General features: G+C 48.1%; 24 protein-coding genes. 2 read left to right on the top strand and 22 right to left on the bottom strand.

What is annotated here, in order from left to right:
- Positions 1–36: 36 nt before the first annotated feature.
- From OEV79_03485 to OEV79_03405, 17 genes are all read right to left on the bottom strand, one after another.
- Complete coding sequence (locus OEV79_03485) at positions 37–801, bottom strand: ComF family protein (GenBank protein ID MDH4210489.1); 765 nt, start codon at positions 799–801, stop codon at positions 37–39.
- Positions 798–1,556, bottom strand: a complete 759-nt coding sequence (lgt, locus tag OEV79_03480) for a prolipoprotein diacylglyceryl transferase (GenBank protein ID MDH4210488.1) — start codon at positions 1,554–1,556, stop codon at positions 798–800. Before lgt ends, OEV79_03485 begins: the two co-directional genes overlap by 4 nt.
- Positions 1,557–3,590 (bottom strand): elongation factor G, encoded by a 2,034-nt coding sequence (locus OEV79_03475; protein MDH4210487.1) that lies wholly within the window; start codon positions 3,588–3,590, stop codon positions 1,557–1,559.
- A gap of 12 nt (positions 3,591–3,602) precedes the next feature.
- On the bottom strand, positions 3,603–4,166 hold the full coding sequence (locus OEV79_03470) for a hypothetical protein (protein MDH4210486.1): 564 nt from the start codon (positions 4,164–4,166) through the stop codon (positions 3,603–3,605).
- A gap of 1 nt (position 4,167) precedes the next feature.
- Positions 4,168–4,647 carry a V-type ATP synthase subunit K gene (locus tag OEV79_03465; protein MDH4210485.1) on the bottom strand — a complete coding sequence of 160 codons (480 nt, stop codon included), beginning with the start codon at positions 4,645–4,647 and terminating at the stop codon, positions 4,168–4,170.
- A gap of 126 nt (positions 4,648–4,773) precedes the next feature.
- Positions 4,774–6,789: a hypothetical protein gene (locus OEV79_03460; GenBank protein MDH4210484.1), complete on the bottom strand. Its 2,016-nt coding sequence runs from the start codon at positions 6,787–6,789 to the stop codon at positions 4,774–4,776.
- Positions 6,790–6,842: 53 nt separating this feature from the next.
- On the bottom strand, positions 6,843–7,163 hold the full coding sequence (locus OEV79_03455; protein MDH4210483.1) for a hypothetical protein: 321 nt from the start codon (positions 7,161–7,163) through the stop codon (positions 6,843–6,845).
- A 100-nt stretch (positions 7,164–7,263) separates the two neighbouring features.
- Complete coding sequence (locus OEV79_03450) at positions 7,264–8,553, bottom strand: MFS transporter (protein ID MDH4210482.1); 1,290 nt, start codon at positions 8,551–8,553, stop codon at positions 7,264–7,266.
- A 43-nt stretch (positions 8,554–8,596) separates the two neighbouring features.
- Positions 8,597–9,160 carry a hypothetical protein gene (locus OEV79_03445; GenBank protein ID MDH4210481.1) on the bottom strand — a complete coding sequence of 188 codons (564 nt, stop codon included), beginning with the start codon at positions 9,158–9,160 and terminating at the stop codon, positions 8,597–8,599.
- The gene (locus OEV79_03440; GenBank protein ID MDH4210480.1) at positions 9,157–9,570 is read right to left on the bottom strand and encodes an archease; all 414 of its coding nucleotides are present in this window, start codon (positions 9,568–9,570) and stop codon (positions 9,157–9,159) included. The genes OEV79_03445 and OEV79_03440 overlap by 4 nt, the downstream gene beginning before the upstream one ends.
- A gap of 129 nt (positions 9,571–9,699) precedes the next feature.
- A complete protein-coding gene (locus tag OEV79_03435; GenBank protein ID MDH4210479.1) occupies positions 9,700–11,595 on the bottom strand; it encodes a transketolase in 1,896 nt (631 codons plus the stop codon).
- A gap of 24 nt (positions 11,596–11,619) precedes the next feature.
- A complete protein-coding gene (locus OEV79_03430; GenBank protein ID MDH4210478.1) occupies positions 11,620–13,095 on the bottom strand; it encodes an Rne/Rng family ribonuclease in 1,476 nt (491 codons plus the stop codon).
- Positions 13,092–15,506 (bottom strand): TIGR03960 family B12-binding radical SAM protein, encoded by a 2,415-nt coding sequence (locus OEV79_03425; GenBank protein ID MDH4210477.1) that lies wholly within the window; start codon positions 15,504–15,506, stop codon positions 13,092–13,094. The genes OEV79_03430 and OEV79_03425 overlap by 4 nt, the downstream gene beginning before the upstream one ends.
- 75 nt (positions 15,507–15,581) lie before the next feature.
- Complete coding sequence (locus tag OEV79_03420; protein MDH4210476.1) at positions 15,582–16,115, bottom strand: 2-oxoacid:acceptor oxidoreductase family protein; 534 nt, start codon at positions 16,113–16,115, stop codon at positions 15,582–15,584.
- On the bottom strand, positions 16,112–16,861 hold the full coding sequence (locus OEV79_03415; GenBank protein ID MDH4210475.1) for a thiamine pyrophosphate-dependent enzyme: 750 nt from the start codon (positions 16,859–16,861) through the stop codon (positions 16,112–16,114). Before OEV79_03415 ends, OEV79_03420 begins: the two co-directional genes overlap by 4 nt.
- Entirely contained in the window at positions 16,858–17,925 is a 1,068-nt protein-coding gene (locus OEV79_03410; GenBank protein MDH4210474.1) for a 3-methyl-2-oxobutanoate dehydrogenase subunit VorB, read from the bottom strand. The genes OEV79_03415 and OEV79_03410 overlap by 4 nt, the downstream gene beginning before the upstream one ends.
- Positions 17,926–17,935: 10 nt before the next feature.
- A complete protein-coding gene (locus OEV79_03405) occupies positions 17,936–18,142 on the bottom strand; it encodes a 4Fe-4S binding protein (protein ID MDH4210473.1) in 207 nt (68 codons plus the stop codon).
- A 201-nt stretch (positions 18,143–18,343) separates the two neighbouring features.
- Between OEV79_03405 and OEV79_03400 the strand changes: the two genes are divergently transcribed.
- Both OEV79_03400 and OEV79_03395 read left to right on the top strand, forming a co-directional pair.
- Positions 18,344–20,068: a hypothetical protein gene (locus OEV79_03400; protein MDH4210472.1), complete on the top strand. Its 1,725-nt coding sequence runs from the start codon at positions 18,344–18,346 to the stop codon at positions 20,066–20,068.
- The gene (locus tag OEV79_03395) at positions 20,058–21,023 is read left to right on the top strand and encodes a DUF4388 domain-containing protein (protein MDH4210471.1); all 966 of its coding nucleotides are present in this window, start codon (positions 20,058–20,060) and stop codon (positions 21,021–21,023) included. Before OEV79_03400 ends, OEV79_03395 begins: the two co-directional genes overlap by 11 nt.
- 24 nt (positions 21,024–21,047) lie before the next feature.
- Here OEV79_03395 and OEV79_03390 read toward each other — a convergent pair whose 3' ends face one another.
- Genes OEV79_03390 through recJ form a run of 5 tightly spaced genes read right to left on the bottom strand, consistent with a single transcriptional unit; the run spans position 21,048 to position 26,577 of the window.
- On the bottom strand, positions 21,048–21,245 hold the full coding sequence (locus tag OEV79_03390; GenBank protein ID MDH4210470.1) for a hypothetical protein: 198 nt from the start codon (positions 21,243–21,245) through the stop codon (positions 21,048–21,050).
- A 33-nt stretch (positions 21,246–21,278) separates the two neighbouring features.
- Positions 21,279–22,166, bottom strand: a complete 888-nt coding sequence (locus tag OEV79_03385; GenBank protein MDH4210469.1) for an isoaspartyl peptidase/L-asparaginase — start codon at positions 22,164–22,166, stop codon at positions 21,279–21,281.
- Positions 22,163–24,229 carry a clostripain-related cysteine peptidase gene (locus tag OEV79_03380; GenBank protein ID MDH4210468.1) on the bottom strand — a complete coding sequence of 689 codons (2,067 nt, stop codon included), beginning with the start codon at positions 24,227–24,229 and terminating at the stop codon, positions 22,163–22,165. The genes OEV79_03385 and OEV79_03380 overlap by 4 nt, the downstream gene beginning before the upstream one ends.
- Before the next feature lie 30 nt (positions 24,230–24,259).
- Positions 24,260–24,886, bottom strand: coding sequence for a polyphenol oxidase family protein (locus tag OEV79_03375; GenBank protein ID MDH4210467.1), 627 nt, complete (start codon positions 24,884–24,886; stop codon positions 24,260–24,262).
- Positions 24,883–26,577: a single-stranded-DNA-specific exonuclease RecJ gene (recJ, locus tag OEV79_03370; GenBank protein ID MDH4210466.1), complete on the bottom strand. Its 1,695-nt coding sequence runs from the start codon at positions 26,575–26,577 to the stop codon at positions 24,883–24,885. Before recJ ends, OEV79_03375 begins: the two co-directional genes overlap by 4 nt.
- Positions 26,578–26,625 lie beyond the last annotated feature (48 nt).

The raw sequence follows: 26,625 nt of genomic DNA, 5'->3' as shown, positions 1-26,625 counted from the left end.
CTCTGGTTTAACCAGAGGATCCAGAGTTTGTGGCGTTCATTCTGGCGTTTCTGGATCGTCCGGGTGAACCGGACGATGACGAGAAAAAGTGTTGGGTTTATCCGGCGTGATCGCCGCGACACATGAATAGACCGCAGCCGCACCGTGCTCTTTCAGAACACGGGCGCATTCCCTCGCCGTTGCACCAGTGGTGAGCACGTCGTCGATCAGCAGTATCTTTTTATCGTGAACACTATCATTGCTCAGCGCAAAGGCGTTCAGGACGTTTTTCCTGCGTTCTTCGGTGCTGAGTCGTGTCTGCGTTCGGGTATGCTTGATTCTTCTCAGCAGTCGCTCTTGCCCGATACCCGTTTCCGTGCTTACGATGCGCGATAGAATCTCTGATTGGTTGTAGCCCCGGCGCATTCTCTTCCACCAGAACAAAGGGATCGGCGTAATAGTGTCCGCACCTGATAAGATATGATCGGCATTGATCATTCCTGCCATCGCCCGGCCAAGTAGTTGTGCGAGGCGAGTTTTCCGTCGGTATTTGAAATGATGAATGACCTTGTCTGACGGAGGGATGAAGAGTATCCAGGCGCGTCCATGGTCGACCGGTGATTCACTGTCGCAGAAAGCACACTGCTTGCCGTTCTTTATCGGTCGTCCGCATACGACGCAAAGCGGCGGGTTTACAAGCGGCAGATAATCAAGGCAGTTATCACAAATTACCCCACGCTGTATTTCTTCGTTACATAGGATACAGGATTGCGGTAAGATGAAGTCGAATACTGCTTTTAGAACATCTGACAGAAGGGTCAAGACGGTTTTTTGACGGGACGGATGAACATTACTATTCCAGCGATGATCAACCCCAGGGCGATGACTTGATTAATCCAATAATTAGCGCTGTTTTCATAGTAACGTATCAGGTCGATTCCGAAACGGAAAACGCCGTAGAATATCAAAAACTGGGCAAAAACAGCGCCCTTGCGCTCAGATTTACCAAGCCGGTTGTTCAGAAAGAAGAACAGCGCCAGACCGAAGGCTGATTCGTAGAGTTGTGCAGGATGGAGCGGCTGTGTGCCGATCGGCGAAGTCCCGGCCACGCATTCGGGCGGGAAACGCATTGCCCAAGGCAGTACCGATGGTTCACCAAAGCAACAGCCGTTAAGAAAACATCCGATGCGCGTGAAGAACAACCCGAGGCCCAGCGACGGTGCAACCAAATCCGACATTCTGTAAATGGAGATTTTCTGTTTCCGCATATACAGTGCGCCGAGCATGAATCCACCAAGGAATCCTCCGAAGAACATCATTCCACCTTCCCATATCCGGATTGCACCGAGCAGGTCATTCTGATATTGCGTCCAGTGGAATATCACATAGAGCAGACGGCCCCCGATAACGACACCGAGCATAACATAGAATGCCAGATTTTCGATTATCACTGGCGAGATATCGAACCTTGGGGCTTTACGTTTTACATACCAGAGTGCGGCGAGAAAAGAGACCGCAAGCATTACGCCGTAAGCCGGGATCGCGATCCCGCCAACCTCTATCAAAACGGGTCTCATCTACTCTTTAGATTTTTTTGCTTCGTCCACAATCTTCTGGGTCACGTCGCGCGGAACTTCCTCATAATGGCTGAATTTCATGTTGAAAAAACCCCGGCCCTGTGTCATCGAGCGGAGACTGGTCGAGTATTTGTACATTTCTGCCATGGGAACGAGAGCCTTAATTTTTTGTATCTTGCCTTCCCCTTCCATTCCCATTATTTTACCACGGCGGCTGTTCAGGTCACCGATGACATCTCCCATGAAAGACTCGGGCACAAAGACTTCCACTTCTTGGATCGGTTCAAGCAATACTACGCCACCCTTTTCGGCGTTCGACTTAAGCGACATCGATGCCGCGATTTTGAAAGCGATGTCCGACGAGTCAACGGGGTGATACGAACCATCATAAACGATGACCTTTATATCGGTTAGCGGGTAGCCGGCAAGAAAACCGTGCTCCAAATCTTCTTTGACTCCTTTCTCGACCGATGGTATATAACGTGAAGGTATGGCGCCGCCCACGACCTCGTCAACGAATTCAAAGCCAGCTCCTCTTTCCCTGGGCTCGACTTTCAACCAGCAATCACCATACTGACCGTGCCCACCGGTTTGTTTCTTATACTTACCTTGAGCGCTGGTTTTCCTGGTGAAGGTCTCGCGATACTTTATGCGCGGTTTCACGAGGTCAACGCTGACACTGTACTTCCTTTTCAATCGTGAGAGTATGATATCGAGATGCAGTTCACCAATGCCAGAGATTATCAATTGTTTGATCTCCGGGTCAAAAGCGAAAGCAAATGTCGGGTCCTCATCGTGGAGGCGAGTGAGTCCTGTTGAGATCTTTTCCTCGTCACCTTTTTCTTTTGGCACGATTGCCATGGATATCGACGGCGTCGGGAATACTATTGGCGGCAGAGTGACATTCACCCCCTTCGTGAGAGTATCGCCGGTATTGGTGTTCTTGAGTTTGACCAAGCCGACTATCATACCGGTATTTAGTTCCTCGATTTCGGTCTTCTCTTTTCCCTTTATCAGGAATATCTGATTGATTTTTTCCTCTGAAGATTTTGTTGTGTTGTCAACGACATCCCCACTCTTAGCCTTGCCGCTGAATATGCGGGTGTAGCATACTTCACCGAGGTGTGGTTCAACTACGGTTTTGAATACATAACCAAGAAATGGTGAAGAATCTTCCCTTTTGATGCTCTTGCCCCCCACCTGAATGTCAGGTAGCATTTGCGGGGTCGGTATAAACTCAACGGCAATATCAAGCAGATTGCTTACACCGATCAATTCCATTGCATCGCCCGCAAGACATATTGCGATCTTGCCGGCGGTAACACCTTTTTTAACCGGGTCGAGGCATTCCGGTAACTCAACTTTTTCGCCCTCGATGTATTTGTTCATCAGTCCTTCATCAAGGTCAGCAGCCGCTTCGATGAACTTGTCGCGGTATTTCTGGATAGCATCCTTCATCTCATCCGGAACTGGGATTTCCTTACCCTTGGCCTCAAAAGCTTTGCCATTTATGACATCGACTACACCGCTCAATTTGCTCGTTTCTCCTATGGGTATTGTCACGGCAACAACACTCTTCTTGTATGCTTCGCCGATCGTTGAGAGAGTTTTCTGAAAATCCGCATTTTCTTTGGTCAATTTATTGATGAAAAACACGACTGGTATTTTCTTCTTGGTTATTTCACCCAGCAACCTTTCGGTTCCGACCTCGATACCTCCGACGGCATCCACGACGACTATTGCACAATCAATGGACTCGATCCCACTTATTGCCTCGCCAACGAAGTCAGCATAGCCAGGCGTGTCGATCAGATTGATGAGAACATTTTTGTGTTTGAACGATGCGAGCCCGAGGTTGAGGCTGCAAATTTTCTCTTGCTCTTCGGGTTCGGTGTCAAAAACCGATGTTTGCTCGTTGACTTTACCGAATCTTGTGTTGGCTCCCGCAAGATAAAGAAGTCCGTCGGCTATCGTCGTCTTGCCGCTTCCCGCATGCCCGAATAATCCGATATTCCTGATATCATTTTCAGCCATGGATAACCTCCTTTAAAACATTGATTTTGAAATCGCGATGGCCAGTTCCTCGCTCAGCAATTCGAGAATTATGTCGAGTGAGCCAATGTAGCTAGTTGTCCCTCGTTTGATTATGAGTCCACCTCTGATGCTATCATCCTCAATGACTTTCAATTCCATTTCTTCCGTGGCGAGGAATTTCTCCAGATCGCCGCGAAATTTTTTTAGGTCGGCCTTGCTGAGCAACAGTTCGCCCTTCTTCTCGTCGCTTTTCTTTATCAGAGCCTTCAGAAACGTGGGGTATTCATCGTGATCGTTGAGTTTTGATATTGCCTCGTCGATAGTTACTTTGATGAGATTCTGCTTGTGCTCGGTCTGCTTTCTATTAAGTGCAAGGCGGTGCTGAGACAATCCCCGCATTATTTCAGTTTCTTTCCGTTCTTCGACCTCTTTATTGATTTGCTGCTTTTTCTGCTCGATGCGTTGGGCGAAATCAGTCGTGATCTTTTCCGCCTCATTCTTGTATTCTGCAAGGATTTCTTGCGCGTTGTTCTCTGCGTCGTGGAGAATTTTTTCTGTAACCTGTTGGGTTGACATGTTAGATCTTCATCTGGACAACTGCCAGGATTGTAACGATCAACCCCAAAACTGCATAGAACTCTACGAGAATCCCGTAGATCATTGCTTTGGCCGCTTCAGTTGGTCTCTTCGCAACCATCTCGACCCCGGCAGTACAGACCTTTCCCTGCCAGATTGCGGACGCGATTGCGGCAATTGCCACGGGTAGAGCCGCGAAGAATATTTGCAGACCCTGTTGCATAGATAGTGTGACGACTTCGCCTCCGAATATTCCGATTTTCTGCAAAACTATGAACGCGCCGATAAAACCATACACGCCTTGTGTACCGGGCAGTGCGACGAGGATCAACAGACTACCGAATTTTTCTGGATCTTCACTCAAGACTCCGTTGGCAGCTTGAGCAGCGTAGCCGATGCCTATTGCCGAACCGATTCCTCCGAGTATTGCCGCCAGCGCACCACCTGCGATTGCTATTGCTAAACCATAAGATTCGACCATTTTACCTCCTGCATATGATAAATACCTAAATGCCTATAATAGAGAAAATGCCTAAAACAGACAAAATACCTAAAAAACCTAGAAACCAAAACACCCAAATTCCTAAAATGCCTAAATAAACAGATGTTACTTAATTTCAACATAGTCGGTTTCCATCTGAAATGGCTTGAATGGTTTGCTTCCGCCGCTGTAAAATCTGCCGAAGAATTCGATATATTGAAGGCGCATAGTGTGAATAAAACCACCCAGTGTATTGATGATGAGATTGAATAGATGGCTTGGTATGAGAATGACGATTGCCAGTATAATACCCAGAACCGGTATACCTGTTATCATCCATGCGATTTTATTAATGGCAATTGCGATCACACCGGTAACCATGCCCAGGGCCATCAACCTTACATATGACAGGAGAACACCGAGGTAACTTGATATGCCGTATAAGTTGTATAACCCCCAGGCGGCTTTACCCAACACCTGTTTCATCGCTTTTATGCGCGTGAACTCCAATATGAGCAACGGGAGGGCTAGCAAGTAGGCAAATGCCGGAACTTTGATGACGTATTCAATGCCAAGGAATCCGAAGGCAAAGCTGGTTACCGCATACCATAGCAGAAACATTATCGGTGCCCATATGATCTGGTCAATAACCTTGGGGCTTCCTTCCGGATGAGAAGCAAGGACGACCCCTACGATGCAGGTCCAGATTATTACCTCAAGTGCCATTTTTGCCGTAGGCGATGATGAGAAGATGCTGAAATACAGAATGATGGACGGTAGGATTATGAACCACGTGAGGTTGGCAAATATCGCCTGTTCGTATTCTCCGTTCTTAATATCATCATAGATTTCAATAGCGATGCCGAGCATCATGTGAATGAAACCCAAGCCAAGTGCTATGGCAATGAAGATCATCGGATCGGTCACCGGATCGAACAGCATAAGCGCCCTGCGGAACCTGATGAGCGGCTGGAAGCCAATGTACTCAAAGATATCACCGCCCCAGCCTCCAACCATGGCGCCCGCGAATATCGTAAGGATGCCGCCGACAAGGAGTATTCTGAAAAGACTCTTATCACCGGTGACACGGCGCATCAGATACAGCGAAATAAGTATCAACAGAATTCCATATAGGGCATCGGTAATGCATAGACTAAACATGACCGGGAAGAAAAACGCTAGAAACGGTGTTGGATCATACTCTTTCGGGTCGGGCATGCTGTAGAGTTTTACTAACATTTCGTATGGCCTGCTAAGGGTCACATTTCGTAATGCTACCGGCGGTTTTTCATCCGGATCTCTTTCGATTTTTTCGTAAAAGACGAGCCCAAACCTATCAACGATATTGTCCAGCCGTTTCAAGTTGCGTTTGAGCACCCAACCGATTATGTTCGTTGTGCTTATTGTCTCCGGCAGTGCCCCGGCCAGATCTTCTTTCTTCTTGGCGATTGAAAGAAGGTCAGCCGTTGCTTCTATTTTGTCGATCTCATGGGCCAGACTCTTTTCCAGTTCATTCAAGTCCTCTATTTTTCTTCGCGCCGCCACCAAATCCTTCTCGAGTTTCTTTAGCAATTCTCCGGGAATACCCTTGAGGGAGCGGAAATCCACAATTTCACATCCATTCTCTATGAGTCGGGCGCGTAGTTGTGCACTTTGTTCTTTTTTTACGAAGAAAAGGTGATATTGGACCGTACTCACAGTGTTCACTTTTTCCTCGGAATATGGTATATCAGCAATTGCGTCGGCCATCTGCTCGAGTAGTTCTGAAGAAGGAATCATTACGGGGATACTATCGGTCTGTTTGAATTCTTTCAGGGTCGCCAGGTCTGAACTGAATGGGTTCCACGGTGTAAGTAATGATATCTCATCCTCAATCTGTTTGGTGCGGCTGAACATCTTGTCCCGTTCGGTTCTGATAGATTCAAGTTGGGTAACGGTTTTCTTGTGATCATAAGATCGGGTCGTTTCAACAAACATGGCATAGGGCATGGGGCGTCTTACGTTGAAGAACATCGAAAGCGGGCTGCGTTTCTTATAACTAGTCAGCTGGTTGAGTACATCATCGATACGGCTCAGGTCGGTCGACACCTCGGTGGTTGATTCCTCCTGTTCTGTAATATGGATTATTCCTTCCTTCTGCAATTCTTGAAGGAATTTATCCTTTATACCCTTGTAAACAACAATGTGTATTTTTTCTACTGGGAGGACGGCCATTTGAGGATTATTTCTTGGATTCTTTTGATAGTTTTATCTTTGTTTTTTTTATATGACTCATTGATTTCTTTTGATGCTTGTTCATGTTCCGCGTCGATTTTGGCGACTTCGCTGCCAACGATCTGCTGAGCCTTATCCAGCGCCTTTCCCAGTTGTTTTTCCCTCAAATCATCAAGAGCCGCAAGGTCTTTCTCGCCTTTTTCCCGTGCTTTTTCGACAAGTGACTGCCCCTCGCTCACGGTATTTTTCTTCAGAATTTCGGCTTTTTCTTCGGCTTTCTTGATTTCTTCGATCAATTTCATACCCTATTGTATGCAGAAATGGAACAAAGTCAAGACAGACTGCGTTCTACAGACAATTGTGGCCTCTAACAGGCCTTGGTATAAAGAATTTGGGCAATAACTATGATTGCGGGCGATCTTCTATTGCGTGTCGCCTCATGCGGTCGGCAAGGAATAGTATCAGCAATCCGATCACCACCAGCAGCGCCGAAGCAAAGAATGACATCCGGTAGGCGAACACCTCGGAGGCGCCAGACCTTATCAGCAGGTCAACGATTGGCCCGGAGACGATGGTCGCTGCCATGCCCCAGCTGAGAAAGAACGTAGCATTGAACCAGGCGAATTGTTTGCCGCGACGGTCCGGAGGGATCAATTGTGAGGCGTAGGAGTATGATGCCGATAGAATGATGACCATGGAGACACCGAGAAGGAAGTTGCACACGTAGATGAGGGGCAATGTTGAAGCTAGCGCAAACCCGACTAGGCTGAAGATTGCGACCGTCGCACCGGCGAACAGCAGGGTAGCGTCCTTGTACGATTTCGACAATCGCGAAATGAACAATCCAACGATGAAGATGGCAAGTGACTCCATATTCACTATGTAGCTGAGGACCTGGCTCGATACGTTGAATCCGGTGTCGAGGGACAGGTATTGTGCCTTTATGATAGCGATCGAATTACGGCCGAAATTGATGAAGATCATCGCCAGCATGAATACCGCGAACACGCGCGAGAGCGTCCTTGCGTGGGTATGCGTGCTTGAACTCTGTGGCTGCCCGGCACTTACGCCGCCTTCTGGTACGAAGAACATGGGAATGGTCGATACGAGCATTATCCCGGATGCGACGAAGAAGAGAAATCCGTTGTCAAACCCCCATCCCTCGTAATAGCGGGCAAGCCCGTCATATGCCAGGCCGCCGATCAGTACGCCGACTATTCTACCAATGGCGCCGAGACTGGAAAGTTTACCCTGGACGCCGGTACGTTCACCTTCCGGATACAGGTCGGAGATGATCGCGCTCCATCCGATGTTGGACATAGACCAGAATATCTCGACCACTGACAGGCCGATGATGATGATATACCCTGCGGTAGACCTGGATTCCGGGAGTTTATGAAGATACCAGACAAGCAGCGTGCCGACTGCTGCCAGCACCTCGCCCATAATAATATATGTTCTTCTCTTTTGATACTTGTCCGAAAGTGCTCCCCACACGAATCTTTGGAAGACCACGTTGAGCACCATAGGCAGGGTGGCAAAGAGAGTCGTTTCGGTCACGCTCAAACCGAGGAAAAACCGGAGATATATCGAAAGATAGCTGTAGAACAGACCTCTTCGGAACATTGTCAGGATCTGGAATGATGAAAGATTGAGCAGGGTCGTCCTTTTTGATCTTTGGCCGGTGATCATATTTTTATAGCTCTGTTTGCCATATTTGTGATGCGGTGTAGTTCTATTCCACTCCGTACCACGGTCCTGCCTTGAGATCACTGTTGAAGAGCTGGCGGTCGTCTTCCGCTTTTATCTTTTCAGCCGCATCGCGCGCCATTTTCAGGTATTTGGTTGCCTCTAATTCATTGCCTGCTACTGCATTCGCTCTTGCCATCGCTTCATAGGCGTAAGCCATGTCAAAGTCGACAAAGCCGTGTTCTTCGGTCAGGGACAAACATTTTTTGGCGTGGTATAAAGCCTGGTCAGGTTTATTCAAGACCGCGTAAACATGGGAGATCAGCCAGTGTCCCCGCTGTATGTTTATTGGTTTTCCGATCTTGCTCCAGTGATAGTGTGAAGCATGGGCAGCGTGGATCATGTTCTCATCTTCCTGCTCGGTTCTGGATTCTCTTGTTAGTAGACCCCAGACCTCATTGTTGCATTCAATAGCGAATTTCTTGTGGCACTCTGCCTCTGTGCATTTACTGTCATCACCGGCATCTGATTTCTCCGCCTGTGATACAGGGGTGATGAGCATGAGGAACAGGAGGACGGATACAATATGACCCCTTGTGCTTCCCTTCATACGTCAAAAATGATACTGGTTTTGTACACACCCTTTTTTTCTTCCAGTAAAAAATTATGGTAAGTGGGTTTTTTTATTTCGATTCTCACGCGATGGCGTTTTGTGTCGAATTCATCACCGAACAGGTGGGCCTGTAACGATTGTTCCTTTATTCGGATCGTGTATTTTTTGGGAATGAAACCTTCAACCGAGAAAACATAGAGTAATTCCCGGCACCAATCGATGGTAAGTTCGTCGAGCGAGTCGCTAGTGAGATCTATCGATCTTTCTTTACTTGCCCGGATGGTGCCGATGATCTGGGTCTCAAATATCGCCCGTCCGATATTCGCGAATAGATCCTCGAGCCCATGTCCGGAGATTTCAATGCCCAGATCGGCGGTGTGGTCAAGGTACCGGTAAGGTTTTTTCATCTACTTATTGCGCTGCGTTTTGCCATATCCTTTTACGGTCAAGGGGATCGAGGAAAAACTTGAAAACGACTCGTACTGCAGTGATGCGAAATAATCAGTCGAAGAGAGTACACGTGTTAGATTTTCAGATCAAATATGCTCTTTTACGGTCCTAACCAGAGAGTCCACATCCAACCCGTATTTCCTGAGAAGATTGTCGTGCTCGTCTGAAGCACCATATTGTCCGATGCCGATTTCGACCACAGGCGTCGTTAGTCTGTTGCGCACGATAGATTGAGCGATCGTGCTGCCCAAGCCGGTGCCTACTATGTGGTCTTCGCAGGTGATGATCAATCCCGTAGAGGCCGCTTTTGTCAGCGTGTCTTTGCCGACATCAAGAGGACACGGGATATTGTATACGGCCGCGCTGATGCCGTCCTCCTTTAGCTTAGCCCAGGCGCTCACCGCAATTGGAAGCATGATGCCGTAAGTGAATAGCGTGCAGTCCTTGCCAGGTCTCAGCAAGTCGCACTTTCCGTATTCGAATTTGTAGTTTTCGTCATAAAATAACTTTCCGTCGATCGTCGTAAGCGCCGGCAATTTCGACCGGCTGATACCGATCGCATAGTTGCCGGCTTGCGACATCATATAGCGGACTGCGTGGTCAGTTTGATTCGGGTCACCTGGAATTATCAATTTAAAACCAAAGAGTCCTCTGAGGAGACCAATATAATCAATGCAATGGTGAGTCTTACCGTCGGGGCCGACATTATATCCGAGATGTGTGGCGCAGACCTTGAGATTTGTATGATTGATGTCGTTGAGCCGCTGTTGATTGTAGACTTCGTCGATTGCGAAAACGCCAAAATCTGCCCAGAGAGTGATTACGCCGTTGATCGACAACGCGCCTGCCGTCGTCGCTGTTGAGTGCTCGCTAACGCCCGCCTCGAAGAAATTCTGGGGCCGTATCTCGGCGAACTCATTTGATTTGACCGATTCGGCCAGGTCGCAGTCGAACACGGCAATCGGTGTATGGGGATTGGCCTGCGCAAGTTCTTTCAAGACATTGCCGAACACGACCCTTGGATGTGTTTCCTTCTCGTATCGTTTTGGTGAACCCGTATTCAATGAAGGCAGTGGTGTTGTATAATGATTGTAATTCCTGACCTTCCTCGTGTTGCGAGACTTGCGGATAACATCGACATCATTCTCGATGCCCAGCTCTTTCAAGGCGTTACTGCATTCCTCCGTGTTCAATGCGCGTCCGTGGTATTCCCTCTTGTTCTCCATGAATGAAACGCCTTTGCCGATTACTGTTTCGGCAATGATAACGCATGGATTGTCTTTGTCCGAGATCGATTGTCGTACCGCTTCGTGGATTTCTGCGAAGTCATGCCCGGAGATCTCCAGTACCCGCCATCCGTCAGCGAGAAAATTCTCTTTGATATTGACCGGCATGATTTCCTCGGTTCTGCCTGATATTTGAATGTGATTGTGGTCGATGATCACGGTGAGCGCATTCAGTTCATACTTACGGGCGAACCGCCTTGCCTCTGCAACCTGCCCTTTTGCCTGCTCGCCATCACTCATTACGACAAAGGTATGGTAGTCAAGTCCATTCAGCCGAGCACCCAGAGCGAACCCGCAGCCGGCAGAAAGTCCCTGTCCAAGATTGCCCGTTGTCCATTCGACGCCTGGAACATTCCGTTCGATATGCCCCTCGTACGGGCTGTCCGCTTTTCTGAAACAAGACAGCAGGTCATCACGGTCTATAAACCCCAGCCGCGCAAGACATGCATACAAGCCGGGAGATGTGTGGCCGTGGCTGACGATTATACGGTCACGAGTAATGTCGTGCACGGTATCCGGGGAGATTCGCGCGTGCGTATACAGTGTCAGATAAATGTCAATTGAAGACATCGAGCCGCCCGGATGCCCGGAACCCGCGACGGTCGTCATCTTGATAATATCACCACGGCAGAGCCGGGCATTTTCCTTTAGTTTTTCTATTTCGCTGTCGGTAATACCGCCATTGAATACCTGCATTTTTCGATCCCTTCCCTTATCGTATCAGAGCACCACGACCCTGAAATCCCCTTCATTAAAGGCGTAATCCGCTTTGATGCGCAGAATAAGATTGTATTCTTTAGCAATTGTAGCTATCGTTCCCGATTGTTGTAGACTGAGGAAATCTGCCAGCCTTGGGGACGTCTGCAGTTCGACCATTTTTCCTCTAATATTCTGCCCGTTGTGCATGAACCAGCGTTCAATGTAACCGAATGCGCTCATCCGGGACATCGTTCTGCCTCTTCCTTTACAGGTCGGGCATGCCTCACTCAGGCTTGAGGTAATACTGGACCGCGATCGTTCGCGTGTGAATTCAAGGAGACCGAATTCACTGATTCCGCCTATTCGATAACGTGCCTTATCTTCGCGGATCATGGACTTGAATTCCCGTAACATCCGGTCAACATTATCTCTCTTTGTAAGGTCGATCAGATCAACGATAACTAACCCTCCTATATCGCGGAGCCGTAATTGACGCACAATTTCCTTCAGTGCTTCAAGATTTGTAGACAGAGCCAGTTTCTCTGCTTGTTTTTCCTTTGAAGACTTGCCGGTGTTAACATCAATGGTCACCAGTGCCTCGGTCTGGTCGAGCACAATGTATCCGCCGCTCGGCAGCCAGATCTTTCTTTCCAGTATGCTCTTGAGTTTTTCCTCTACCGAGTATTTTTCGAATATTGGTTGTGAATCCCGGTATAATTTAACACGCGATCGCATACGCGGCGATACCTTGCCAAGATAACTTATTATCTTACTGTATGCCGGTGCCGAATCTACGAACAAATTCCGGACTTCATTATTAAATATATCGCGTACGGTCTTTATAAGTGCATCCGGTTCTTCGTAGATGAGAATGGGAGCCGGATTTTTGGCCTTTTCCATGTTTCTATCCCAATCGCGTTTCAGAACTTCAACTTCCTTTCTGATTTCTTCAGGCTTTGCGCGCGCCGCCGCTGTTCTGATTATCAACCCCATACCGGGCGGCTTGACGTGCTTGGTGGACCTGAAGAGCATCTCCCGCACGCGCCTTTGACGAATCTTGCGTGAAATGCCTATGTTCTTGGCATTCACTAGCAATACTACATATCGGCCCGGGATAGAAATATACGACGTGATGCGCGGACCCTTTATCCCGTAGGAATCCTTTGTGACCTGGACTACTATTTCCTGGTTCTCACGTAATTTTATCTCTTCGGGACGGCGTTCCTGTTCCATTTCGATTTCACTCTCAAAGACCTGTGAGAATTCCTCAAACGGGATTTCATTGAGCGGCAGAAATCCATTCTTCTCGATGCCGATGTTCACGAAGGCAGCCTTCAATCCAGAAATTAAATTCAGGACCTTACCTTTATAGATATTGCCGACAATACTGGTTCGCTCGGCGCGTTCGAGATAGAATTCCGCGAAACTGCCGTCTTGCATCACCGCTATTCTCGTTTCGGAATGTGAAATGTTAACAATGATATCCTTTTTTCTCACTTGACCTCCATTGGAGAAAATTTTTCACTCTCTCTTTTTATGAACATGGTGGTTCTTGTTACCTTGAAACGTTTAGCCTGATCAGGTGGGAGATCTGTCAAATACGAAATAAGGTCGTATATGTTAATCTGCCCCCCACCATAAAAAAGACCACATGAAAGATTGCCGTTGTCGATCGATATGGAATCAACCCCGGTCATGATGTTCTTCTCGCCGGACTTCGTATTCACGTAGACCGGCGCTTCTGAAGTCGGATCGATCGACTTCTTCAAATCCTCTCTTCTGATGTTAACCTCATAGTTGATGAGATTAATGGAGCTGGAAAGAGAAAGAGTTTTTGGTTCGATAGCACGAATGTCCAACACCCGAATTCCCGACGGGAATCGAGCGTTCAATTCTCTTGAGATATTTCCGATGTATTCTGTATCGAGATAGAGATCGAAGAAATCACCTTTTGATATTTGTCCAACACTCTTCGGCGGGCAGAAGGAGATTTTGGGTATTGGCGAAAACCCCTGCGTAAATTTTATCGGAAGATCTGACCTGCGCAGTCCACGGTAAATCGCCCTGGCAATGTCGAGGTGCGATGCATATCTGAAATCCTCGCCGACAGAGTATTTTACCCTGTATATCACCTGCTTCCCCGCGCTTTTTGCTGCAGGCGTGACACTGAGATATTTGTCATCGCCCTGGTAATGAGTCGGTCGATTTCCGTCGCATGCCCCGCATTTCACGCATTTTTCGTAGAAGCAGTTTTCGGTCTTGAGGGCAAGCCGGGATCTCTGGAATTCTTTGTTCAGGAATTCTTTGCTGATCCCTACGTCAACGATGTCCCATGGATTTTCCGTCTTTGGTTTCAGGTAATCCGCTGGCGCTATCCCGTGCTGCTGCAGAGCTTTCTCCCAACGCGAGAAATCGAAACCCTCACGCCATTCCTCGAATTTGCCGCCGGCCCGGTATACGGCTTCGATAGCAGGAAATATTTTCTCGTCTGCCCTAGACAGTAGTGCCTCGATATACGAAACTTCAGGAGACTCATATTTCACTTCAACCCGGCGTTTCTTGTGTGCTCTGAGCAGTTCTATTTTTCTCCTCAGTGCGTCGATTGGTGCAAATTCGACGGATTCGAATGGTGTGTGCGGCTTGGGAACGAATGAGCTCACCGAAAGTTTAAGGCTTCCCCTCGGGCAAGCCTTGAGTATGGTCTCACTCAATCTGTTTATTTCTCTGATATCAGCATCGGTTTCGAATGGCAATCCGACCATGAAATATAGTTTGACCTGTTTCCACCCCGTGCGGTAAGCCGTCTGAATTGAATTGATCAGGCGTTCATTTGAAAAGGATTTGTTCAGCCGGCGCCTCAATTCGTCGCTAGCGGTTTCTGGAGCAAAGGTCAGGCCGCTCTTCTTTATTTCCTTCAGTAATAGTGCCAGGTCTTCGGTGAACAATTCACCACGCATAGCCGGTAGCGAGATGCTGACCATTCTCTTCCTGAGCATTTCGTTGAGTTTCCTTATGAGATTAAGCAGATCAGGATAATCGAGTATTGAAAATGATAGCAGCGAAACTTCTTCCCAGCCGGTCTGCCGTATGCCTTTTTCTACGATCCTCAATATTTCAGATTCGGGTCTGATCCGCACCGGCCGATTAGCATAACCAGCCTGGCAAAAGCGACAGCCCCAAGTGCAGCCGCGCATGACTTCGACAACGTAGCGGTCATGCGTTATATCACATGTTGGCAGAATCGGGGGGAAGGGTACCGCGTCTTCATCGAGCGAACTGACAGTTTGTTTTTGTATTTTGGCTGTGTATCCGTGGATTAGTGGCACCCAAACACCCGGCAATCTTGACATGGCACGGAGCCGGTCGTCTTTTTTCACCGCCGGAATATCCTCGAGCATTTCGGTGATTTCCCTGATTACGTTTTCACCATCACCAACTACAATCGCGTCAAAGACGGAGGACATGGGTCTCGGGTTCAGCGTGGCGGGACCTCCGGCGATGAGGATGGGATGTTTGGATCCACGATCGGCAGCGCGAAATGGGATGTCTGCCAGATCGAGAATATGCAGTACGGTAGTGTAGCATAGTTCGCTCTGCAGCGAAAAACCCAAGAGATCGAAATCATCGATTTCTCGCCTGGTCTCGAGCCCGTAGGGTTTAATGCGATATTCACGCATTTTGTCGCCGAAGTCTGGCCACGGAGCGAAGATCCTTTCGCATTGTATGTTTTTTTTGCGGTTGAAGAGATGGTATACAATCTTTATCCCGAGATTCGACATGCCCAGTTCGTAGATTTCAGGGAAGATGAGCCCGATGTTTATTTTCGGGTTTTTCTTCAGCGTAATGTTGTATTCGCCACCGGTGTAGCGAATCGGTTTTCTTACCAGAGGTAAGAATTCATCCAGCATGTTTATAGTGTGCAAAGAAATCTGCCTGTGTCGACGGCAAGAACTATATGAACAACGCGATCAAAATGTCCCCGGTCATAGTAGTTCATAGCCGCGGTCCAACGCCCTGTCATTTAATGATAGCTGTTCTTCGCCTGCTTTGGTGAAGCGTTCGCGTTGCGCCATTTTCAGCGTTTCGATTTTGAGGATCCCGGTTTTCTTGATGAGAGCGCCGAGCATGACCATATTCGCGATACGGCCTTGACCAAGCTCTTCAGCGATTGCGTTCGCTTCAATTGGGATCACGGTCATATCTGTTCTTTTGGGAGCTGATTTGATCAATGTTTTGTTGTAGAATAGAATGCCACCTGGTTTCACCATGGGTTCAAATCGAGCAAGAGAGGGTTCGTTCATGATCACGACAACGTCCGGGCTCGCAACAATTGGCGAAGCGACCGGTTGGGTTGATATCACGACCGAACAATTGGCAGTACCTCCCCGCATTTCCGCGCCATAAGAGGGAAAGAATGTGACATTTTTGTTCTCAGACAGCCCGGCATGTCCCAGTATTATGCCCGAGGAAACCACTCCCTGTCCACCGAATCCAGCAATGATGATCTCCATTGTCATTTCTCCTCCTTTGCCCGGTTCCGGTACTCGCCAAGTGGGAAGTATTTTATCATCTTATCATCGATCCATTTCTTTGACTGTATCGGAGTCAGTCCCCAGTTTGTAGGACACATTGACAGAATCTCAACCATGGAAAAACCCTTGTTTTCAATCTGATTTACGAATGCCGTTTTAATCGCTTTCTCCGTGTTGATCACATGTTTCGGCGTGTTGACGGCGGTTCTGACGAGATAGTACGGTCCGTCAAGACCGGCAAGCAGTTCACAGATTTTTATCGGATACCCATGTTTCTTGACATCGCGCCCCTGTACCGAGGTTGTCGATTTCATCCCGGGTAGAGTCGTCGGTGCAAGTTGACCGCCGGTCATGCCGAAGATAGCGTTGTTAATAAAGATAATGGTAATATTCTCGTTGCGCGCGGCCGCGTGCACAATCTCGGCCGTGCCGATTGCCGCGAGATCACCGTCTCCCTGGTAGCTGAAGACAAAAGAGTCTGGTCGAGCTCTTTTTATTCCGGTTGAAACCGCAGGCCCCCTTCCGTGCGGGGGTTGTATCATATCGCAATTGAAGTACTCATCGGCAAATACCGAACAACCTACCGGTGCGATGCCGACGGCGCGTTCTCGAATATCCAATTTAACCAGGAGGTCGCCGATTATCCGATGTACGATACCGTGACCGCATCCAGGGCAATATCGTTGCAGAACGTCTGTCAGGCCCTGGGGTCTTCCAAAAAGCTGTGTCATCGCGCACCTCCCAAGATCGTTTGGATCTTCTCGTATATCTCGGGCGGTGTGGGCACACCGCCTCCGGGTCGACCATGGAAATGTATCTTGCTCCTGCATTCAGTGGCCAGTCTGACATCATCGATCATCTGTCCCATATTCATTTCCACCACCAGGAAATTCTTGATTTTTTTCGACATATCAGCCATGATCTTGTTGGGAAACGGCCAGAGGGTTATGGGTCTAAGCAGCCCAACCTTTTGTCCTTTGGCGTGGGCAATCCTGACTGCCGCGTCACATACGCGAGCGCAGGTTCCGTAAGCGATGATAACGAGGTCAGCGTCGTCGCATGCCGTAGCTTCGAACCGCTGTTCTGCTTCCTGTATCTTCCGGTATTTTTTTAGCCTCTGCCAGTTCATTTCCTCAAGCTTGCCGGGTTTTAGATCGTATGACCGCACCACGCGACGCTCCCTGCCTTTGCATCCGCTCAGGGCATAGGACGGTTCTGGCAGTGTGTCGGGATCGACCGCCTCGTACGTGAACTCCACTGGTTCCATCATCTGTCCGAGCAGACCATCTGCAAGGATTAGAGCTGGATTACGGTATTTCTCGGCTAGCTCAAAAGCCAGTTTAGGGAATTCATACAGTTCCTGAGCTGAATTCGGAGCCAGGGTTATCGTGAAGTAATCGCCATGACCACCACCTTTTGTTGCCTGATAATAATCAGATTGAGCCGGCGCGATATTGCCGAGGCCCGGTCCTCCTCTGACGACATTCACAACAAGCACTGGTATGTCGGCACCTGCAATATATGAAATCCCTTCCTGCATAAGGCTGATACCGGGTGAAGAGGATGAAGTCATCGCCCGCTTCCCAGCTGCGGCTGCACCGAAGAGCATATTAATTGCTGCGATTTCACTCTCGGTTTGGATGAATACCCCTCCTATCTCGTTCATCCTGATTGACATGAGTTCAGGGATTTCATTTTGGGGGGTAATAGGATATCCAGCAAAGAACCGACAACCGGCTGCGATCACACCCTCGACTATTGCATGATTGCCATACATTAATTTCTTTTCTGGCATTTCTTCTCCTCTACTTGTAAACTTCTATTGCTGGTTCGGGGCAGATTTTGAAGCAGTATCCGCAACCAATACATTTGCTATTATCGGTGACTTCAGCTGGATGATAACCATTGGCATTGATTCGATCCGCCAGAATCAGGATATTTACCGGGCAGACTTCATCGCAACAAAGGCCGCAACCCTTGCAAACTTCCTCTAAAATCTTGACCTGAGGCATTAAGTCCTCCTTTCTGATTGCTACTTTGATTCATCGACATGGTACAGGACGTTATCAATAATTCTAATTTATTATAGTCAATATAGTCCAAAAGTCAAGAAAAGTGCTTGAAACATGGCACTTATGCGAATAATTCGGCATTATCAGAATTAAGTATCGATTAAGTATTGACAAGCATGGGATTTCTTCTATAATTTCCCTATGCTGGCGGTAGTTTTACTCGTGGTTTTTCAGTTTGACACAAGTTACAAAGCCTTTCTCCAGTCACCCAGGAGTGAGGCTGTTTTCGTTGGTCTAACGCAGGGCCGTTACAAAATTTCTGATTTTGCCGATGATCCGGTTGTGCTCTGGTTCTGGCGCAACACTGCTAATGACCCGCAGGCCGATTCGCTACTAATGCGGACTCATTTCAGGCGAAATTTCCATATTTCAGCCGCATTGCGATGGGAGGCAAAAGAGGCCGATGACTACGAGACAGCGATGAACAAGCTCAATCTCGCCAGTCATTTAGATTCCTCGGCGGTCGAGAATTTTCTTTCCTTCCTTGCGCTGGCCGCCAAATCGCGGAAGGTCGATCCGGTGATATCGGCCCTCGCCCTTCCGGTTTTTACAGATTTCAGGAGCCAGATATTCTTCATTGCCAACGGAATTGTTCTCGTCTTTTTAGCGTTCTTCATGTGTGGATTCGTGTATGTCGCGTCCAAGACAGTATATTACCTTCCTGTGATCAGTCACCGTATTGATATACAGGAGCATGGTAGGTTGAAGGGAATAATCGGACTGGTCGCTCTGCTCTTCCCAGTACTGGTGTTCCGCAATCTTTTCCTGATCTTTGTGAGCTATGCAGTTCTCCTGCTCTTTGTTTTTAGCAAGCACGAACGGAACTTGCTTAGAGGTATTTTGTGCTTCATGATTGTTGTTTTCGTTTTTTCGTTGCCGCTGCACGATTTGATGCTGTTTCTATCGAAAGATTCGAAGAGCTATAGACTCTACGAAATGGTGCATTATGACAACAGCATGACGCTTGACTCGGATAATGAACAGGAAAAGCTCTTCGAGGCTTATGCCTTGAAACAGGTGGGTGATCTTGAAAGGTCAATGTCTCTGTACGAAGAAATGTACTATACCGGGCGCCGTGAAATCGCAGTTGTGAACAATCTGGCGAACATATATTTCATTTATGGTGAGGTTGCGAGAGCAGAGACTCTCTATAGCTACACAATGAGGGCGGGAAGTAAAGGTGAGCCTTTCTTTAACATGGGCCTGTTGAAATTGAGAAGTCTTGAGTACAGCGAATCATCAAGATACATGGCCGAGGCCCGGCGCCGCGGGTTTTCGTCTTCATCCACGGAACCCCTTGATATCATGCCTTCCACCAGTGAATTTTATCGAATTCTTCTTTCCGAAAAACTCGATCTTTTCGGTGCGATCAATCCGATATTCTTTTTTGCGTCACTGGCCATATTTGTCCTATCGTTTCTCCCCTATAGATTCCCTCCGCCATTTTATTGTACTACCTGTGGCCGGGCGATATGCAGGAAGTGTCAGGAAGCTGAGGCAGATGAAATTATCTGCAAGGAATGCTTTGCGAAATTGAAGACGACGGAAAATGTGGAAATGGAACAGTTGTTAAGACACTCGGTTGGCAACCGCCACCGCCGGATGAAAAGAACGATCGCGTATTTACTTAACGCCATTGTCCCGGGTGCCGGTTTAATCTATCTGAATAAGAATTTTTCAGGGCTCTGTGTTGTTTATTTGGTCATGCTTACCTACACACCGCTGCTGCTCCCTCAATTCTTCGTCAAGCCGGCTGGGTGGGTAAGCCTTCCACTGTCGTCCATCTTCGTGGTGATTGCTGTAGTAGTTGCCTTATTCGCGTATGTTTATACATTTTTGGCAATAAGGGGTGTGCATGGCGATTGAAGGCGATCTGAGGAGCCTTAATATCACGAGTGTCCTGCAGCTGATTTCGCGCGAGCAGCTGACCGGCGTGCTTAAGATCAAGAAATATCCAGAAATAGCCGATGTGGGTTTCATTGATGGTGATGTTGCAGGCGCCTTTTTTGAGGTGGGTGAACGCGTAGAAAGATTAGAAACATATTTGGTCAAATCAGGAATGATCGGTAAGAATCTTTTCGAGATGATCGAGGACATTCATCGCGAGACCAAGAGGCCGGTCATAAATATCATCATTGAGGATAAATATCTGACAATAGAAGAAATCGAGCGTACAATTAAGTTCAAAATCCAGGAAGTAATGGACGAGTTGTTCACGTGGGATGAAGGCGAATTCAAATTTGAAGAGGGTGTGCTGATATACCCGAAAAGCGTGATAAAAATCAGGATGCATACTGAAGGATTGATATTGGAATCGGCGCGCCGGCTCGATGAATGGCCAAGGATTTCGAAGGCTATTTCTTCTGGTGATATCGTTTTTAGGCGGGTCGATCGTCCAGAGCTGAAGCTGCAACTGAAAGAAGATGAAGCACGTGTATTATCATTGATTGATGAGAGGCGCAGTGTTGACGATCTTCTAGAGATCTCAGGGCTTGGTAAGTTTCATACGTATGCATGTCTTTATCATCTGCAGTCAACGGGGCAAATTGAGGTTGCTTACGCAAAGCCTTCGGTCAAGAAGAAGGAGCCAAAGATAAAATTATCCATAAAAACCCTTGCGACCCCGATTGCCCTTGCCGTAGCAGCAGGAATCTTGATTGGTGAGTTGTTGGTGGGCAGCATCATTGCCAACGCACGTTTGTTATCCTTTGATTGGTGCTGTATTGCAGACCATGCCGATACGCAAGAGGACTACCGCAAGATTTTTTTCTACAAAAACCAGCGCTTACCATCCGCGCAGGAAATTGAAGATTTATTTTGATCTCAAGAATTGAATCTGCTGTAACTACGGGCTTGGCTTTTGGTTCGTTTTGCTGATGTCGTAGCTGAACTGGCTGATCGTATATAACTGCATCAGTTCCTCATAGGAGAAGGTCGCTTTACACTTGGGGCACATGTAGAATTCCTCGTCGGTGATTATCAGATTAATATAATTCGAGGTGAATAAGCACACCGGGCACAGTACATTATCGATCTTTGCCATTGGGAATTATATATAGCGAACCGGTTTTGTCAATTACTCATGAAGAAAAGCGCGCATTCTCCCGGTTTTGATATAACACCAGGACATTGCCTTGGTGTTGTTGAGGCAGAGTATGTTGGTGTTCTTATCGATGCCGACCATTCCGCATCGGCATCCTGACTTTGTTGCATGAGACAGTACTTGTTTTCCTGCCTCGAGTGCTCTTGATTTTGACATCAATGTCACAGCGCGAAAAGCAAGAAGTTGTCTCATTATCTCTTCGCCATGTCCGGTCGTGCTGACTCCACCGTTGTGGTCGGCATAAGTTCCCGCGCCGATGATGGGTGTGTCACCAACCCGTCCAGGCAAACGCAGATTTATCCCGCCGCTTGATGTGGCGACAGAAATCAGTCCGTTCATATCGATCGCGACCACTCCTATCGTGCCAAAGTAATCATTGAGTTCCCATATTTTCTCAAAGTATTTGCTTTCGCGCTTTCGTTTTCCTCTTTGCCAGATGAGTTCTTTCTCCCTTGTCTTTGGATCATGGTATGGCATGCCCATATAGCGGGCGAATTTTATTGCATTGTCACCGCACAGCAGAAGGTGGTCGGTTTTCTCCATGACCATGCGCGCAATACTTATCGGGTTCTTGACGTCTCTGATCACCCCGACGGCGCCAAACTTCAGTTCGCCGGTCATGATCGAGGCGTCCATTTCTACCTCGCCTGATAGATTGAGATAGGAACCCGTCCCAGCGTTAAAAATCGGGGCGTCTTCGAGAATCACGGCTGCTTTCTCAACAGCATCAATGCTTGATCCTCCACCGTAGAGGATATCGTAGCCTTCTCTCACGGCTTCTTTAAGGCCGCGAAGACGACGGCGGGCATGATTTATTCCGCCGGCTCCACCATGCGCAATGATCGCGATGTTTTTCCTCATCGTTGCCTTGCGATCTTCCCGATCTTTTTGAACCCGGCATCCTTCACCAGGATAAAGTACACGCCGGCCGCGATATCACGGCTGTCCTCGTCCTTACCGTCCCAGAAGATCTTCTTATCAACGATCTGATTGGGATAGAATTTCTTTACACGTGCCCCACGCAGCGAGAATAATTCTACCGTCGGGTTAAGGGTGTCAGGGTAATCGAGAGCGATGTAGCACGATGTCTGGAAGGGGTTTGGGATCGAGTACGGAGCAGCATACTGTTCGATGTCCACTTCCAGTATGTTGCTGAGGTTGCTCGTGTTGCCATAGGAATCCTCGGCATACACCAAGTATTGATGAACACCGCGCGGTACGTTGAAAAGCCTGAGGTGCGTTTCGTCGAGGTCGTTGCCAGCAGTACGAGCATCCGTCAGTATGTAAAGCTGGATATCATCGATGTAGCAACCGCCCAGGTTATTGACGCTATTGGTTCGGTAGAATATGCGGATGGGATAATCACCTGGTGGCAGTAAAATCGTTCTTTGAATCCAGCCCCCTGAATATCCGTAATGCACATCCTGGAATGGTCCGTACTGGATGATCAGGGAATCAGTCATGTCCTCGGTATTATGATGGAGATAGAGATGCATCATTCCGATTCCTTCGATTTCGATGTTGTCCTTGGTCTCGATATAGTTGTTCAGATTCCCGGTATTCCCGGAGAAAAAAGAATAACTACCGGTATAATGATTGAGCGAGGTGAGGGCGAACCCCGAAAAGTTCCACTGGCTTGAATCCTCGCACGGATCACTGAAAACCGGCATCAAACGGGACATCTCAAAGACATCATATTTCAATGGTGCCAGATCATAAGATCCTGCCCAGCTGAGGGTGAATTCATTGTCATTGCCGGGTGCAGTTGCCTCTAATGACGGTCTGGTTGGTCTGATGTCGTCGCTGTCATAGTACCAGTTGAGAAATCTGAGCCAATTCGAACGACTCCACTCAAGGTTATCATAATCGTAGAACTGCTGTTTGAATTGCCGATACACATCAGGGAACCAGATAGTCATGCCTGTGGTTTGTGCAAAGGCTTCTCCCCAGTATGACGTGTATGCTACGGCAAGGTCATAGGAATCGATGAGGCGGTCGATCTCGCCGCCGGTGTAGATGTTGTCCAGACCCAGGATGAAATCTCCAAGGTCTATGAAATCGTCACTGGTATCAGGAGTGCAGCCGATTGACGGGATTGTCTGAACATTCTGCCTCACGGCGCGCAATGCCGCACCGGGTGATTCATACATCAATACACTGGCCAGATTGACGAAATCGTTCTGTATCTCGTTCAATCTCAGCAGGTTGACTGATGCAATGGCGATGGGTTGGATGTTCTGATAGTTGCTCACGGTACTTTGTGCGATGCCACGCGAAAGATCCGCGGCGTTTATCCCCGGATCAGCGTGGATGATTTGAATTACTTCATCATAACGGAAACCCGGGAGCGGCATTATCGATTGGGGGGCGAGCAATATATGGGCGAAATCTTTGAGTTCGAAGGCGACCTCGATTTGCTGCATTAGACATGCATCGAAGGCAAAAAGATCGATACGCTCTCCGGTGTACTGGTAAGCGTTATCCAGTGCTTTTTCGAAATCGCCGTTTGCTATGCTCAAAACATTTCCGCTGGACCAGTCGGCGCCGAAAGAACGATTGGGCATTGCGCTCCATCCCGAGCCATGATCCCAGAGTATTACCAGATACCTGTCGGCGGGGAAGCTACTTATTCCCCAGGCGAGAAAGTCATACAAGGTTTCCCATGCACACATGTCGATGACACCAAGTTCCTGTATGACATAAGATGACCCCTGGTTAACGAGCATCCGCTTCGCGCCGATATATGGTTTGTCGATTTGAGCGACCACCGATACATTCTGATTACTGCCGATTAGTTCCATCTCCACCAGGTCGGAATCCGCCCATTGCGCGAGGTCATTGTCCGCAGCGACATATACGAGCATTGTCCAATCTTGAGCGAACAGTGCAAGGGGGATCAAGAGAAAGAAACAGAGGCTCTTCATTGCGTCATTTTAGTCCGAAACCAGGTGGTGTCAATCTATTGTCTGGTTGTTTGTAATAACCGCGTAGTTACGTTCACGATCGCCGCGTCGGTGTGAATAGAAATATTCAGGGTGGCATTTTGTGCAGAAATCAAGTGAACCCAGTAGATTCCTGGAGCCAAGATCGTTGATAACCGCCGCCTTCAAGTCGAGATAGTATCGGTTATTACACTGCCGCAAGGCTTTTGGGTGACTCTGAATAAATTGGTCAACAACGTCCTGCTTAACTTCGTAGCAGCATGATCCTATCGATGCTCCAAGCACGTAATGGAATTCCTTTAGCAAACTGCCAGCTTCCTTGGCTATGCCGCCAATAATACCACGCCACCCGCAGTGGATAAGACATGTTTTCTCTGGCGTGAAGAGGTAAACGGGTAGACAGTCGGCGATCTTCACGCCGATATTTCGTTTTCCTGCGCTGATTAAACCGTCTCCCGTTCGCTCTGCTTGCACATCAATGTCGACGATGATATTGGAGTGGATTTGTTTCAAGAAAACCGGTTCAAAGTGACGAATGAGATCGTCCTGACCGTTCTTTATCGAATATATTGCTGAAGCTTTCCCCAACGAAAATTGAAAATAGCGGATCTGTCCACGTGTAGACATGTGCCAGTTCATGACACTATCTTCTCCAGGTCCTTTATCTTCAGGCTTGTCTTTCTCTTGCCGAGGTAAGAATCCTCGGCTAGTGAGTAAAGACAATTGACCCTTGTTTTGCCGATCTCGATACCGAGAATTTCCTCAGCCCGTTCGAAAGCGATGGCGGGAAATGCTTTTTTCCCCTGGCGTAAGGCGATCTTCAAATGGTTCGTGCCGATCACCCGCGGTACGCCGACGACCTCGAGATCTTCACCAAGGAAAACCGGCTGCGGGTTGGCAATACCGGTCGGCTCAAAGTATTTGAGGAAATACACCAGTTCGTTTGTTATTTCATCCAACCCGAGCTTGATGTCATAATAACTCTGCTTTTCGAAAACCGAACTGTCGAAATTCTGCGCATTCTCGTTGATGCAGGTTCTGAAGCGTTCAAGATTATCCTGCTTCAATTCCAACCCGGCAGCTTGAGCGTGTCCGCCGTACTTTACAAGCAGTTCAGAGCAAGTCCCGATTGCGCCGGTGATATCGAAACCCGGAATAGAGCGCGCCGAACCTTTTGCCGTTTCCTGTTTCAGGGTCAATATTATGGTCGGGCGGAAATGCTCGGAGGCGATTCTTGATGCAACGATACCGAGCACGCCTTCATGCCAATCATCATTAGCCAGCACTATGATACGGTCCTTGTCTCGCTTTGTGTCTTTCATGATCGAAATGGCATTTGCATACGTTTCATCCTGGATTTTTTTTCTTTCCTCGTTATCGACCGTGAGACCGTGCGCTAACTTCAGCGCATGGGACATGTCTTCGGTGAGCAGAAGCTCAAGAGCGAGTTTTGCATCGTGCAGCCGGCCGCAGGCATTTATGCGGGGGCCGATTATGAAACTGAGATGGTATGAATTCAATTCTTTGCTTATGCCCGTTTCTTTCAATAACGCCTGGATGCCTTTTTTCCGGCTGTGCAGGATTCTTTTCATGCCGTATTTCACGAGAACCCGGTTTTCATCAATCAGGGGAACGACGTCTACCACAGTTCCCAGCGCGACAAGGTCCAGGTCGCCATGTAATTCTTCCATTGGCCTGCCCATTTTTTGTTGGAGCGCGGCCAGGAGTTTGAAGGCGACGCCGACTCCTGCCAGTTCCTTGAAAGGATAATTACTGCCCGGAAGTTTGGGGTTTATGAGAGCCAGTGCATCAGGCAAGCGGTCCTTCGGTTGATGGTGGTCGCAGACAATGACATCGATCTTGTGCTCGTTTGCATATGCGATTTCATTGAGTGCGCCGCTGCCGCAGTCGACGGTGATGATCAATGTGCACCTTTCTTCTATGGCATGGTTGATACCACTTGAAGATAAGCCATAACCTTCCTCCAGGCGGTGGGGGATGTAGTGCTGGATGCGTAAACCCAATTTTGTTAGATTCCTGACCATCAGAGCAGTTGCGGTTATCCCATCGGTATCATAATCGCCGTGGATCAGCACTTTTTCTTTGTTATCTACTGCACGCATGATGCGTGTGACCGCTTTTTCCATGTCTTGCAGCAAGAAAGGATCGTGAAGGTCAGAAAGAGATGGTGCAAAGAATTTCTCTATTGCCTGTGGAGTGTGGTAACCGCGGTTCTGAAGGATCTGGACTATTGCTCGCGGCACGCTTTTGCCTCTGATCTGCAGGGCGGTTGCCTCTGCATTATTATTCTTAGGTTGCCATTTGGTCATGAATTCATGCAGTGAAATGAAAATCCGGTTCCGAAAGATTGACAGAAC

The sequence above is a fragment of the candidate division WOR-3 bacterium genome (assembly GCA_029858255.1).
Classification (GTDB): domain Bacteria; phylum Hydrothermota; class Tepidihabitantia; order SM23-42; family SM23-42; genus SM23-42.
The sequence above is the reverse complement of the archived record's forward strand: the minus strand, read 5'-3'. Positions and strand labels throughout refer to the sequence as shown.

Bases quoted from the DNA above. Each gene is read 5' to 3' on its own strand.
- OEV79_03425 (MDH4210477.1), bottom strand. From the start codon at position 15,506: ATGCTGGATGAATTCTTACCTCTGGTAAGAAAACCGATTCGCTACACC.
- OEV79_03410 (MDH4210474.1), bottom strand. From the start codon at position 17,925: ATGCCAGAAAAGAAATTAATGTATGGCAATCATGCAATAGTCGAGGGT.
- OEV79_03415 (MDH4210475.1), bottom strand. From the start codon at position 16,861: ATGACACAGCTTTTTGGAAGACCCCAGGGCCTGACAGACGTTCTGCAA.
- OEV79_03390 (MDH4210470.1), bottom strand. From the start codon at position 21,245: ATGGCAAAGATCGATAATGTACTGTGCCCGGTGTGCTTATTCACCTCG.
- OEV79_03470 (MDH4210486.1), bottom strand. From the start codon at position 4,166: ATGTCAACCCAACAGGTTACAGAAAAAATTCTCCACGACGCAGAGAAC.
- OEV79_03385 (MDH4210469.1), bottom strand. From the start codon at position 22,166: ATGAGGAAAAACATCGCGATCATTGCGCATGGTGGAGCCGGCGGAATA.
- OEV79_03395 (MDH4210471.1), top strand. From the start codon at position 20,058: ATGGCGATTGAAGGCGATCTGAGGAGCCTTAATATCACGAGTGTCCTG.
- OEV79_03400 (MDH4210472.1), top strand. From the start codon at position 18,344: ATGCTGGCGGTAGTTTTACTCGTGGTTTTTCAGTTTGACACAAGTTAC.
- OEV79_03405 (MDH4210473.1), bottom strand. From the start codon at position 18,142: ATGCCTCAGGTCAAGATTTTAGAGGAAGTTTGCAAGGGTTGCGGCCTT.
- OEV79_03420 (MDH4210476.1), bottom strand. From the start codon at position 16,115: ATGACAATGGAGATCATCATTGCTGGATTCGGTGGACAGGGAGTGGTT.
- lgt (MDH4210488.1), bottom strand. From the start codon at position 1,556: ATGAGACCCGTTTTGATAGAGGTTGGCGGGATCGCGATCCCGGCTTAC.
- OEV79_03380 (MDH4210468.1), bottom strand. From the start codon at position 24,229: ATGAAGAGCCTCTGTTTCTTTCTCTTGATCCCCCTTGCACTGTTCGCT.
- OEV79_03455 (MDH4210483.1), bottom strand. From the start codon at position 7,163: ATGAAATTGATCGAAGAAATCAAGAAAGCCGAAGAAAAAGCCGAAATT.
- OEV79_03445 (MDH4210481.1), bottom strand. From the start codon at position 9,160: ATGAAGGGAAGCACAAGGGGTCATATTGTATCCGTCCTCCTGTTCCTC.
- OEV79_03375 (MDH4210467.1), bottom strand. From the start codon at position 24,886: ATGAACTGGCACATGTCTACACGTGGACAGATCCGCTATTTTCAATTT.
- OEV79_03440 (MDH4210480.1), bottom strand. From the start codon at position 9,570: ATGAAAAAACCTTACCGGTACCTTGACCACACCGCCGATCTGGGCATT.
- OEV79_03450 (MDH4210482.1), bottom strand. From the start codon at position 8,553: ATGATCACCGGCCAAAGATCAAAAAGGACGACCCTGCTCAATCTTTCA.
- OEV79_03475 (MDH4210487.1), bottom strand. From the start codon at position 3,590: ATGGCTGAAAATGATATCAGGAATATCGGATTATTCGGGCATGCGGGA.
- OEV79_03465 (MDH4210485.1), bottom strand. From the start codon at position 4,647: ATGGTCGAATCTTATGGTTTAGCAATAGCAATCGCAGGTGGTGCGCTG.
- recJ (MDH4210466.1), bottom strand. From the start codon at position 26,577: ATGACCAAATGGCAACCTAAGAATAATAATGCAGAGGCAACCGCCCTG.
- OEV79_03435 (MDH4210479.1), bottom strand. From the start codon at position 11,595: ATGCAGGTATTCAATGGCGGTATTACCGACAGCGAAATAGAAAAACTA.